Source organism: Clostridium sediminicola, assembly GCF_050402865.1.
Taxonomy (GTDB): domain Bacteria; phylum Bacillota; class Clostridia; order Clostridiales; family Clostridiaceae; genus Clostridium_AF; species Clostridium_AF sediminicola.
On record NZ_BAABMF010000011.1, the window covers coordinates 68,476 to 81,530 of the forward strand.

General features: G+C 29.4%; 12 protein-coding genes and 1 riboswitch. Of the genes, 2 read left to right on the forward strand and 10 right to left on the reverse strand.

The window, feature by feature from the left end:
* Positions 1-12: 12 nt before the first annotated feature.
* The 5 genes from ACQ3F0_RS16910 to guaB form a co-directional block, all read right to left on the reverse strand.
* Complete coding sequence (locus ACQ3F0_RS16910; protein ID WP_428866532.1) at positions 13-723, reverse strand: amino acid ABC transporter ATP-binding protein; 711 nt, start codon at positions 721-723, stop codon at positions 13-15.
* A complete protein-coding gene (locus ACQ3F0_RS16915) occupies positions 720-1,553 on the reverse strand; it encodes an amino acid ABC transporter permease (RefSeq protein WP_428866533.1) in 834 nt (277 codons plus the stop codon). Before ACQ3F0_RS16915 ends, ACQ3F0_RS16910 begins: the two co-directional genes overlap by 4 nt.
* Positions 1,459-2,295, reverse strand: a complete 837-nt coding sequence (locus tag ACQ3F0_RS16920) for a transporter substrate-binding domain-containing protein (protein WP_428866534.1) — start codon at positions 2,293-2,295, stop codon at positions 1,459-1,461. Before ACQ3F0_RS16920 ends, ACQ3F0_RS16915 begins: the two co-directional genes overlap by 95 nt.
* A gap of 377 nt (positions 2,296-2,672) precedes the next feature.
* Complete coding sequence (guaA, locus tag ACQ3F0_RS16925; RefSeq protein ID WP_428866535.1) at positions 2,673-4,205, reverse strand: glutamine-hydrolyzing GMP synthase; 1,533 nt, start codon at positions 4,203-4,205, stop codon at positions 2,673-2,675.
* Between the two features lie 245 nt (positions 4,206-4,450).
* Entirely contained in the window at positions 4,451-5,905 is a 1,455-nt protein-coding gene (gene guaB, locus ACQ3F0_RS16930) for an IMP dehydrogenase (protein WP_428866536.1), read from the reverse strand.
* 98 nt (positions 5,906-6,003) lie between these two features.
* Positions 6,004-6,101: riboswitch (purine riboswitch) on the reverse strand.
* 400 nt (positions 6,102-6,501) lie between these two features.
* On the opposite strand from guaB, the gene ACQ3F0_RS16935 reads away from it, so the two are divergent.
* Complete coding sequence (locus ACQ3F0_RS16935) at positions 6,502-7,251, forward strand: EAL domain-containing protein (RefSeq protein WP_428866537.1); 750 nt, start codon at positions 6,502-6,504, stop codon at positions 7,249-7,251.
* Between the two features lie 283 nt (positions 7,252-7,534).
* Here the strand turns inward: ACQ3F0_RS16935 and groL are convergent, their stop codons facing one another.
* Positions 7,535-9,166, reverse strand: a complete 1,632-nt coding sequence (gene groL / locus ACQ3F0_RS16940; RefSeq protein ID WP_428866538.1) for a chaperonin GroEL — start codon at positions 9,164-9,166, stop codon at positions 7,535-7,537.
* A 29-nt stretch (positions 9,167-9,195) separates the two neighbouring features.
* On the reverse strand, positions 9,196-9,480 hold the full coding sequence (gene groES, locus ACQ3F0_RS16945; RefSeq protein ID WP_428866539.1) for a co-chaperone GroES: 285 nt from the start codon (positions 9,478-9,480) through the stop codon (positions 9,196-9,198).
* Between the two features lie 398 nt (positions 9,481-9,878).
* Here groES and ACQ3F0_RS16950 point away from each other — a divergent pair, with 398 nt between their 5' ends.
* On the forward strand, positions 9,879-10,553 hold the full coding sequence (locus tag ACQ3F0_RS16950; RefSeq protein WP_428866540.1) for a TIGR01906 family membrane protein: 675 nt from the start codon (positions 9,879-9,881) through the stop codon (positions 10,551-10,553).
* A gap of 55 nt (positions 10,554-10,608) precedes the next feature.
* Here ACQ3F0_RS16950 and ACQ3F0_RS16955 read toward each other — a convergent pair whose 3' ends face one another.
* The 3 genes from ACQ3F0_RS16955 to ACQ3F0_RS16965 all read right to left on the reverse strand — a co-directional run bounded on the left by ACQ3F0_RS16955 (position 10,609) and on the right by ACQ3F0_RS16965 (position 13,047).
* On the reverse strand, positions 10,609-11,307 hold the full coding sequence (locus ACQ3F0_RS16955; protein WP_428866541.1) for a TVP38/TMEM64 family protein: 699 nt from the start codon (positions 11,305-11,307) through the stop codon (positions 10,609-10,611).
* A gap of 15 nt (positions 11,308-11,322) precedes the next feature.
* A complete protein-coding gene (locus ACQ3F0_RS16960) occupies positions 11,323-12,204 on the reverse strand; it encodes a DNA-3-methyladenine glycosylase family protein (RefSeq protein ID WP_428866542.1) in 882 nt (293 codons plus the stop codon).
* Positions 12,205-12,342: 138 nt separating this feature from the next.
* A complete protein-coding gene (locus ACQ3F0_RS16965) occupies positions 12,343-13,047 on the reverse strand; it encodes an FTR1 family iron permease (protein ID WP_428866543.1) in 705 nt (234 codons plus the stop codon).
* Positions 13,048-13,055 lie beyond the last annotated feature (8 nt).

A 13,055-nucleotide genomic window follows, 5' to 3' on the forward strand; every position in this document is an offset into this window, starting at 1 on the left:
AATACCGCTCCCCTATCTATTCATAAATTTTCTCAATTTTTGAGTTTTTGGATTGTCTAAGTAACTCATATACCCATGTTCTATAATTTCACCCTTGTCCATGAATATAAAATAATCAGCAAACTTTTTTAAGAATTCCATTTCGTGAGTAACAAAAATAAATTCAGTTCCTTTATTTTTTAATATCTGCACAGAATCTAATACTTCTTTTGTAAGAATTGGATCAAGCGCTGCTGTTGGTTCATCTAAAAATACCAATTCCGGTGAAGTAACAAAAGCTCTAGCTATTGAAGCTCTTTGAGCTTGCCCACCAGATACTTTATTAGGCTTTTGTTTCGCTATATCAATAAGATAAAACTCTTCTAAAACTTCATCACACTTCTTATTAGCCTGGCTCTTGTCCATTTTCTTTATCCTTTCTAATATTAATAGAATATTATTCTTTATAGATAAATGGGGAAAAAGATTGTGCTTTTGAAATACATAACCTATTTTATCATGATATTCTTTTAAACTATTTTGCACTAACTTAATATTATTAACTATAATTGTACCTTCATCAGCAATTTCGATTCCAGATAATTGACGCAAAAGTGTCGATTTACCGCAGCCTGACTCTCCAATAATTCCAAGAGAAGTTATATTCGAAATATTAATATTTAAATCTTTTAATATCAATTTATCATCATATGATTTACTTATATTATTTAACTCTATTTTCATACAGAAAATCTCCTTCCAACATAACCAGCTAGTAATGATAACGGTATTGTAATAATTAAATACATAACCCACATTACTAAATACCCTTCAATGGCAGCATAGTTTTTGTTAGAAATAACAGTTATTATATAAGATATTTCCGAAACAGACACTATTTTTAGTAGGGCTGAACCTTTAATAATACTAGATAAATTATTTATCATAGATGGAATTAAAGGCTTAACCATCTGAGGGATAATTACATATCTGTATTTTTGCCATCCATTAAAATGATATAAACTCATTACAGTGTATTGGTCCTCATCAACAACTGCACTAGCAGTTTGGTATGCATTAGCAATATATGGAGTCATGTAAAATGTTAATGCCATTATCCCTAATGCTAACTTCTCATTAATACCCAATCTTATGCCTAAAACATAAACCACTAAAAATATCATAACTAACAATGGTGTTCCCATTACTATTTCTTTCATTAAATTTGTTAGTGTTCTCAAAAACGTATTTTTACTATTCATACTTATAAAGAACATAAAACCAGATATCATACTAATTATTAATGTTACTACGCTTACCCATAAAGTAGTAAATAATGCACTAAGAAGTAAATTTGTCTCTTTCAATACCAAATCATACCTTAAGTTATCAGTTGCCGTAAATAATATAATTGCAAATCCTGCTATAACAATTGCGTAAGCTAATATTTTTTGAATGAATTGGCTGTTCTTACTGTTTTTATTCTGGTTTGTTGACGATGTATTCGAGTCCCAGTGATTTATCTTTAAGGAATTCTCCAATTTCATCGTCGTATTTGCTTCCAAGTTGTTCATATAAACCACCTTCCTCATACAATGTAGCTATAAATTCATTTGCTTTCTCTAATAATTCAGTGTTACCTTTTTTTACTGCAAAGGCTGAAGCAGAATATTCAGGGATTCCAAAATAAATTTCTGTAGTTTCTTTATTTGCCGCATGGTCACCAATAATAGTATTTGCCCCTACTAAAATATCATAATTACCTGACGTTACTTCCATTAACCCAGAAGCAATTTCTGTTATTTCAGTTACATCTAAACCATAATTTTGTGGCACACTTACTGAAATTGTTCCTGATAAACCTATTGCTCTTATTCCATCTATATTAAAAAAGTCCTGTGCTGCCATATCATCTGAAATATTGTTTTCCTCATAGAATTCTTTATTTACTAAAGCTAAAGTTCTTCCATAACGATATCCTTCTGAAAAATCAACCTTTTCTTTTCTTTCTTTCTTCACTGACATATCACTAATTACTATATCCGTTTCTCCAGTTTCTAAAGAAGGGATTAACATAGGGAAATCTGTATTTACAATTTGGACTTCTTGGCCAATATATTCTCCAAATGCATAAGCTAAATCCACTTCTAATCCTGCTGGATTTCCTTCATCATCCACATACATAAATGGAGGATATTTCAAGTCTATTGCTACCTTTAATACATCTTCATTACTTTTAGTATCCGATGAACCACATCCCGTTAAAATGCCTATTAACAACATACTCACTAATAATATTGATGCTAGTTTTTTCATTTTCTTTATCTCCTATCTTTATCTATAATTTTAGTTCACAGTTCACAGTGCACAGTTCACAGTTATTGAAACCTTTCGCAATCGAAAACCTTAATGAATGCAAAATTGACAATTCATAATTCATAATTGTAGATCTTATTCTTAAACAATCTCTTTCCTAAATTATGAATTATATATTTTTTTGCTTTGAAGCGGCCTCTTCCCTTATGATTTTATATTATAATATGTATCTATCCGTGTGAAGAACGCACTTCAAAGTGGTATAGGCACCAGATAGTATTATAGTATCTTTTAGATACTGTGAGAATTTCACAAATTCATATACAATAAAAAAAGCTCAAAAACCGCTTAAAATAACGGTTTTTGAGCATTATATTTTATTCCCACTCAATAGTTGCAGGTGGTTTACTTGTTATATCATATACAATTCTATTAACACCTTTAACTTCATTAACTATTCTTCTAGATACTGTATCTAATACTTCATAAGGTATTCTAGCCCAGTCAACAGTCATTGCATCTGAAGATGTTACAGCTCTTAAAGCTATTGTATGGCAGTAAGTTCTCTCGTCTCCCATAACCCCAACAGATTGGATGTTTGGTAGGCATGCAAAGTATTGCCAGATTTCTTCATCAAGTCCTGCATTTGCAATCTCTTCTCTATATATTGCATCTGCTTCTCTTGTGATAAATAATTTCTCATCAGTGATTTCTCCAAGAACTCTAATGGCAAGCCCTGGACCTGGAAAAGGCTGTCTCCACACTAATTTATGAGGGATACCTAATTCTTCACCAACAGCTCTAACTTCATCTTTAAATAATTCTCTCAAAGGCTCAATTAATTCAAAGTGCATATCTTCAGGTAATCCACCTACATTATGGTGACTTTTTATAGTTGCTGAGGTGTCTGTTCCACTTTCTACAACATCTGGATAAATAGTTCCTTGAACTAGAAAATCTAATTGTCCAAGCTTATTAGATTCTTCTTCAAACACTCTAATAAATTCTTCACCAATGATTTTTCTCTTCTTCTCAGGATCACTAACACCTTTAAGTTTCCCTAAAAATCTATCTTGAGCATTGACTCTAATTAAATTCATATCAAATTGCTTTTTGAATATATTTTCAACTTGATCTCCTTCATCTTTTCTAAGAAGACCGTGATCAACAAATACACATGTTAATTGCTTTCCAATTGCTTTATGAACCATAACCGCTGCAACTGAAGAATCTACCCCTCCTGATAATGCACATAAAACCTTTTTATCTCCAACTAATGCTTTGATTTCTGCAATTTTATCTTGAGCAAAAGAGGCCATTGACCAATCTCCTCTTACGTTACATATGTTAAATAAGAAGTTTCCAAGCATTTTTTGTCCAAATAAAGTGTGTTGTACTTCTGGATGGAATTGAACTCCATAAATTTTTCTTTCAGCATTTTCAAAAGCCGCAACTGGACATTGGTCTGTTGTTCCTATTACTTTGAAACCAGCTGGCACTTCAGAAACGTAGTCAGTATGACTCATCCATGATTGGTCTTTTTCATTCATTCCATCAAACAACAATGAAGTTGTATCTAATTCAACATCTTTTTTACCGTATTCTCTTATATCAGGACTTTCAACTTTACCACCTAATAAATGAGCAACTAATTGATGTCCATAACAAATTCCAAGTACAGGAATTCCAAGTTCAAATATTTCTTTTTCTATTGTTGCCGTTCCTTCACCATAAACACTACTATGTCCACCAGTGAATATAACGCCCTTAGGATTTTTCTCTTTTATTTTTTCTATTGTATAGTTATATGGTACAATTTCACAATATACATTGTGCTCTCTTACTCTTCTAGCAATAAGTTGATTGTATTGTCCACCAAAATCAATTACCAATACTAATTCTTTTTCCATATTGTCCTCCTATGTTATAAATCAGTTCACAATTAACAATGCACAGTGCACAGTTGTGGATGATTTTCCTAGGGGAAAATCTTAAAATTAAATTAAAAGCTTTCGTGTTAGCGAAAGGTGTCCTTTACTTTAAACTGTCAACCATCAACTGTAAACACAAATATCATATTTCAATAAGTTAAATTATAGTTTGATTATAAATTATAATTTATATGCGGTTTATCTATATATAATTATACTTCTAATTAAACACTAACGCTATAGTTAGGAGCTTCTTTAGTAATTGAAATATCATGCGGATGACTTTCTCTTAATCCTGAAGCTGATTGAGTTACAAATCTTGCATTTTCGTATAAATCCACTAAAGTTTTTGCACCTAAGTATCCCATACCAGAACGAATTCCACCAACTAATTGGAACAAAGTATCTTGAACAGGTCCTTTATAAGGCACTCTTCCTTCTACACCTTCTGGAACTAATTTTTTACTATCTTCTTGGAAATATCTATCTTTACTTCCTTCAGCCATAGCAGCTAAAGAACCCATACCTCTGTATACTTTATAGCTTCTTCCTTGATAAATCTCAAGTTCTCCTGGAGCTTCAGCACATCCTGCTAAAAGTGAACCCATCATTGCGATCTTTGCACCTGCTGCTAATGCTTTAACAACATCTCCTGAATATTTGATTCCTCCATCTGCAATTACAGGAATATCATATTTATTAGCTTCTTCTACACAATCCATAACAGCTGTTAATTGAGGTACCCCAACCCCTGCTACAACTCTTGTAGTACATATAGATCCTGGCCCAATTCCTACTTTTATACAATCAGCACCAGCTTCAATTAAATCTTTTGTTGCTTCTGCTGTAGCTATATTACCAGCGATAATTTGCAGTTCTGGATAAACTTCTTTCACTTTCTTAACAGCACTAATTACTCCCATTGAATGACCGTGCGCAGTATCTATAGTTATAACATCTACCCCAGCATTTACTAGAGCTTCTACTCTTTCCATCATATCTCCAGTTACTCCTACAGCAGCTCCACATAATAATCTACCTTTTTCATCTTTCGCTGCATTTGGAAACTTTCTTACTTTTTCGATATCTTTTATTGTTATTAAGCCTTTTAAGTTGTTATCTTTATCAACCAAAGGTAATTTTTCAATTCTGTGAGTTTTTAAAAGCTCTTTTGCTTCCTCTAGTGTAGTATCTTCTGCAGCAGTAACTAAATTTTCTTTAGTCATTACACTTTCAATTTTTTTAGAAAAATCAGTTTCAAATAATATATCTCTGTTAGTAATTATCCCAACCAATTTTTCTTCTACACATATAGGAACACCAGAAATTCTATATTTAGCCATTAAACCATTTGCTTCTTCAATTGTATTATCAGGTGCTAAAAAGAATGGATCTGTAATAACTCCATTTTCTTGTCTTTTTACTTTATCAACTTCACTCGCTTGTCTCTCAATACTCATATTCTTATGAACTACACCTATACCACCTTCTCTAGCCATTGATATAGCCATTTTTGAGTCAGTTACTGTATCCATACTTGCACTTATTAAAGGAATATTCAAGTTAATTTTTTTAGTCAATTTTGTCTTTAATGTAACTTCCTTTGGTAAAACCTCTGATTTATTTGGTACTAACAAAACATCATCGAATGTATAAGCTTGCTTCCATATTATTGCCATTACTTTCTTCCTCCTTTAGTTATTATAAATAATAATTTCCAATACTATAAAAATAGCATTAACTTCACAAAATATAGTTTAAGTGAAATTAATGCAGCATATGCAAAAATAACACTTATAGTCGAGAATTTACGGTTCTCGGTAGATACTCCTTGCCTTATTCAAGGTATATACAAGCGAAAAATAACTTTCTTATGAATATATTATTTTATATTCTATTTTATAATTTGCATTTTGTCAATTAAAATAATCTATTTTTTGATAAATTTCTTGCAATAATTTTTTTTTTAATCTTTTAATGAATTTATCTATGCTTAAAGTAAATAGAATATGATAAATTCAAGGAATTTTAATAGTAAATTTATTTTATTTTTTCTTTATTTTCCATATAGATACTCTTATTTTGATTGGGTAGACTTCATTTTATTTTTTATATTGCAATATTTCATTCATTAAATTCCAAACATTAACCTCTCCAGAAATAATTAACCTATATTTAACTTAATTCCTATTAGTTTTTAACAATAATTTTAGTATACTTTATCTATATGATTTTAGTTTGAGTAATACAAATTTTGTTAATAGGAAGTGAAATAATGTTAACGGAACTCAATAATATAATAACCTCTTGTGATATTAGGACGGTTTTTCAGCCAATTATAACTTTAAGAAACGGTTCAATTCTTGGTTACGAAGCTTTAAGTCGAGGACCTAAAAATTCTCCATTAGAATACCCAGATGAACTATTCAATACCGCAAAAAAGTATAATAAAACATGGGAGTTAGAGTATTTATGTAGAAAAATAGCAATAACGAGTGCCAAATACAAAAATTTACACAAGTTTCTTTTTCTAAATGTTGATCCAACCATAATCAATAGTAAAAATTTTATTAAAGGTTTTACAAAAGAATTTTTAATAGAAAACAATATATCCCCTAACTTAATTATTTTTGAAATTACCGAAAAAACGATTATAGATGACTATAATAATTTTAAGTCAGCTTTAAAAAACTATAAAAATCAAGGTTATGAAATTGCATTAGATGATTTTGGGTCCGGATATTCTGGTTTAAAAACTTTATATGAAACAAAGCCTAATTTTGCCAAAATAGATATGGATTTAGTCAGAAATATTCATAAAGATCATTTTAAAATTACATTAATGAAATCTTTAGTTACCTTTGCAAATTCTACCAATATAAAAATTATTGCCGAAGGCATTGAATCAAAAGAAGAACTTATGACACTAATTGAATTAGGTGTACATTACGGTCAAGGATATTACATTCAAAAACCTCAAGAAACTATTGAAGAAGATATTTTTGCTTTAAGAATCTTTGGATAGAAACGGAAATAAACAATCTTTTAAGCTTACTTCACTTACTATCGCTGCTTTATATGGTGCTTTTGAAGATAAATCAAGAACTAATATATCCAGTGAAATAAGCTTAGTAAAAAAAGAAGCAAAAAAAATCAACGGTAGTAGCTTAGTAATTAAAGACTTGAAAAACTTATCAATCTGTCAAATAAGGAATAACTTATTAGAATATACACTCTCTAAATCTTGTTGATAATATAAAGAGAGATTACTCAAATTAAAGTAATCTCTCTTTATATATTTTAACTTTTTAGTACATTCCGTCCATTCCCATACCCATTCCTGGACCAGCAGGTGCAGCTGGTTGTTTTTCTGGTAATTCAGCTACTACACACTCAGTTGTTAAGAATGTTGAAGCAACAGATGCAGCATTTTGTAATGCAGATCTTGTAACTTTAGTTGGATCAACTATTCCTCTCTCAACCATATTTACATATTCTTCACGAAGAGCATCGAAACCGAATCCATTTTCACTATTTTTGATCTTTTCAATTATAACAGATCCTTCTAAACCAGCATTTTCAGCAATTTGTCTTACTGGTTCTTCAAGAGCTCTTCTAACTATTTCAATACCAATTTTAGCATCTGCGTCCTCATTAGTTAATTCAGAAACTGCTTTTATTACATTGACATATGCAGTTCCACCACCAGGTACGATACCTTCTTCTACAGCTGCTTTAGTAGCTGCTAAAGCATCTTCAATTCTTAATTTTCTTTCTTTTAACTCAGTTTCAGTTGCAGCACCAACTTTGATTACAGCAACTCCACCAGCTAATTTTGCAAGTCTTTCTTGTAATTTTTCTCTATCAAACTCAGAAGTAGTAGTTTCGATTTGATTTCTTATTTGAGATACTCTATCATTTATAGCTGCTTTTTCTCCTCTACCATTAACAATAACAGTATTTTCTTTAGAAACCTTAACACTTTCAGCTCTACCTAACATATCAATAGTTACATCTTTTAAATCTCTTCCTAGTTCTTCAGAAATAACTTCTCCACCTGTAAGAGTAGCAATATCCAATAACATTTCTTTTCTTCTATCCCCAAATCCTGGAGCTTTAACAGCAACTGCAACGAAAGTTCCTCTTAATCTATTAACAATTATGTTTGCTAAAGCATCGCCTTCAACATCTTCTGCTATGATTAAAAGCTTTTTACCTTGTTGAACAATTTGCTCTAAAACTGGAAGTACATCTTGGAAATTACTGATTTTTTTATCAGTAATCAATACTACCGCATCATCTAAAACTGCTTCCATTTTTTCAGCATCTGTTACCATATATGGACTTAAGTATCCTCTATCAAACTGCATACCTTCAACAACATCTAACTCAGTTTCCATTGATTTAGATTCTTCTACAGTAATTACACCTTCGTTACCTACTTTTTCCATAGCATCAGCAATTAACTTACCTATAGTCTCATCTGCAGCTGAAATTGCAGCAACTCTAGCTATATCTTCTTTACCAGCTACTGGTTTAGAAGCATTTTTTATTCCTTCAACAGAAACCTCTACAGCACTTTTAATTCCTTGTCTTATTAACATAGGATTGGCACCAGCTGTTACGTTTTTTAAACCTTCTCTAATTATTGCTTGTGCTAATAATGTAGCAGTAGTAGTTCCATCTCCTGCAACGTCATTAGTTTTTGTTGCAACTTCCTTAACTAGTTGAGCTCCCATATTTTCATATGGATCCTCTAATTCGATTTCTCTTGCTATACTCACACCATCATTAGTTATTAATGGTGCTCCAAATTTTTTATCTAAAACAACATTTCTTCCTTTTGGTCCTAATGTAACTTTAACTGTATTCGCTAAAGTATCAACTCCTGCTTGCATACTTCTTCTTGCATCTTCGCCAAATTTTATGCTTTTAGCCATTTTATTTTCCTCCTATCAATTTGAACTTTTTATTCTACTACTGCTAAAATATCACTTTGTTTTAAAATAACGTAATCTACATTGTCATACTTAACTTCAGTTCCAGCATATTTTGAATATAGAACCTTATCTCCTACTTTTACTTCCATAACGATTTCTTTTCCATCTACTATTCCGCCAGGTCCTACTGCTACTACCTCTGCCTCTTGTGGTTTTTCTTTTGCTGAACCCATTAATACTATTCCGCTTTTAGTTTTTTCTTCTGCTTCTAAACTTTTAATTACTACTCTGTCACCAAGTGGTCTTATATTCATAAATAAACCCTCCTTATGTATAGAGAATACATAGTGAAACTTAATTTGTACTTGTATCAAAATCTCTACGTTTCAATGAGTTATGGACAAGTATAAATTAATAGTTCAACTTGAATCTCTATGTTATATAAATTTAATCATATATTGTTAGCACTCTCTATTATTGAGTGCTAATACAATTATAATATTAATTTATAGTAATTTTAATATCAAATTCCATAGTTTAACTAATTTTAGCATTTACATTGTATATCTCAAGATATTTCGTATTATCTTCCTTATTCATCAATTTACTTTAATTTACTCTAAATTTTTAAAAATGCTCCATATGTTATAATATTTTTGACTGATTTTTAAGAAACTATTCACACAAAAAAAAGATAAAGGTAGGCGATAATATGCGAATTAACTCAAAATTGATGATTGGATATGAAGTAATATTAACTTTAATGTTAACAATTATTCTAATCGTAGCAAGTTCAAAGTTTGTTCTTAAATTTAAACCAATATATTATTATGACGTAGTAAACTTAAATATTAGCGAACAAACAGATTATACAAATATTGAAATCAAACAAAATTATGATTATATAGTTCACTATGTAGGTTCATTAAAAAATATAGATTTTGAGCTTCCATCAATTAATTTTTCACAGTCAGGAAAGCAACATTTCAAAGAAGTTAAAGTTATATATAATACTCTTGATATATTATCAATGATTTTATTGGTAATTTTCGCTATCAATATAACAAATATTATAAAGCATAAAACATATAACTTCTTAAAATATACATCAATAACTTTATTAGGCTTACCTTTATTACTTGGTTCTTTTTTCTTAATTAATTTTGATAAAAGTTTTACTATTTTTCATAAAATATTTTTTAGAAATGATATGTGGCTATTTAATCCTGAAACAGACCCAATAATAAATATATTACCTCAAGAATTTTTCTTTCATAGCGCAATCATCCTTGTAATTATTTTAATAATATTTAGTGCTATAATTTACTATATTTATAGACTTATTAATAACAAATATATTAGAAATAGCTCAAAATATACTTTGTAACATTATATTGCTATATCTATGTAATAGCATATAAAAGAGCAATAACAAGAATAAATCAATTGTTTTCTCTTGTTATTGCTCTTATTATTCTTTCGCCCCTAAACACACCAACAATAAATAAAATACTCATTGTTACAGCAATAAAAACTAGCATATGATTCTTTCCACTCAATAATTCATGCCCAAAGTATGCTGATACAACTATTCCTGGAACTCTACCAATAGTTGAATATATAATAAAATCCTTAAAATTAATATCCGCTATTCCACAAAAATATCCTAATACATCTTTTGGAAGTCCCGGAATTAAATATATCAAAAAAACTATATATTTCATACTTCCAAGTTGTAGAATTTTGCTAAATAATTTTAAATCTTTTTCTGAAATTATTTTTTTTACAAATGGCTTTCCAAACTTAAATGATAGAGTATATACTATCATACTTCCCAAAGTAATTCCCATAATAGAAGCAATAGATCCTAAAAAAGTTCCGTAAATATAACCACTAGCTATTTGGATTATTTCGCCTGGTATAAAAAATGCAACCACTTGAACAATTTGTATTATCAAAAAAACTATATATCCAAAATTCCCATAACTCATTACAAGCTGTTTTATTTCTTGGGGGTCTTTTAGTATATAAAAATACTTTTTATAATATTCATATCCTACTATTGAAAAGAAAATGAGAATAAAGAAAAATATTATATATGGTTTATAGTTTTTTATTAAATCTTTTATAAGTTCAAACATTCACTCACCCTAATTTTAACTAATTTTTATATTATTCTCCCTAGCATAATAAAAAAGATATTGTTGTGCAAAGCCTGCTAGCATACCAAATTTATCCACACTAAATTCTCTGATTTTTTTCAAAGAGACATCTGGTGCCAAATAAAAAAACTGCATAGCTCTTTTCACCCATACATCTACAGGAAATGCTGAATATTTCCCCATAGAAAACAGCATTATACAATCTCCTACTTTAGGCCCAATTCCTTGCATCTTTTGAAGTTCTTTGTGACATAACTCATCTTCTAAATTACAAATGTAGTTAATATCTACTTCTCCACTATATATCTTCTTAACTGTATCATTTATATACTTTGCTCTAAATCCAACACCACATTCTCTAAAATCTTCTGTAGTCTTATCTTTTAAATCCTCAATACTAGGAAAAGAATAATAAACTTTGTCTTTATAAATTAATGGAGTTCCCCACTTTTGGGATATCTTATTAATTGCTCTTTTAATCATCGGAATTCGATTGTTAGAAGAAATAATAAAAGAAATTATTATTTCAAAAGGGTCTTGCTTTAAAATCCTTATCCCATTTCCAAATAAAACTGCTTTTTGTAAAGTATCGTCTTCTCTTAAAATCTCTTTTATAGAATCATAATCACGATATAAATCAAAATATTCAACCCAAACCTTCTCAAATTCTTCTTCATTAGTATTGTATATAATAACATCATTCCCTATTTTCTCAACTTCTATTACTTTATTATGTACAATACCTATATATGAGTCATTACTAGTCCTCTCCCATCTAAAGCATTGACCGCATTCAAATATATGTTTTAAATCAAAATTTCTAACTTCTTTAATTATTATTTTATTTACATAATTTTCAATATATTTAAAATCCATCTTTTATCACCCCAATATCAGATAATTATACTACTAAAAATTAAATTCGCTAATAAATATAACTAATACCTTTATAAATTATAACATATAATAAATTAACCTTGAGAGAATAAATTTATTCACTCAAGGTTTGATAATCTAAATTTTATTTTTTCTCATATACTTTTTAAGTTCTCTTTTTAAGAATAAAAACAACAAAGGAATTGAGTAAATTAATTGTCCTGCCATTTCTATTGATTCATTCTCCGGTACAAACTCCACTAAGCCTTCTCCAAATAAGTGTCCACCAATTATTATTAAAAATACAGTTAATGCAGCAAAAATCAAATTTAAATTTAGCTTAATTGTTGTTTTATACATTATTACCATTAACACTAAAGCAAATAATACACCCAGTAATATACCTATTGTAATATTTAAAGGATTTTGACTCATTGTTGGTAATAAAAATACAATTATCTCAAGACTTTCTCTAAAAATAGTTACTGCTGCCAATATAAATAGACTAGTCCCTTTTAATTTTATATCAAATTTTGAATTTACATCCAATGTAATATTTTTAGTTTTCCTTCCTATCCATACTATTTGATACAGGATAAGAACAGCTAAAAGTATCAGGGTTCCTCCAAAAAACAGCTTTTGTGCCATGCCTTCTAATGAATTGATTCCATTTATTAAAAAAGCACCCGATAAAATACTGAGAATCAATCCTGTACCACATCCTGCAAATATAAATTTTTGCAATTCTTGTCTATTGATTTTATAAACATAAACAATCAATGGCACAATAATAATTAACATCTCTAAAAATTCTCGAAAAGTAATAACTAAAGTAGTCCCCATATATTTTC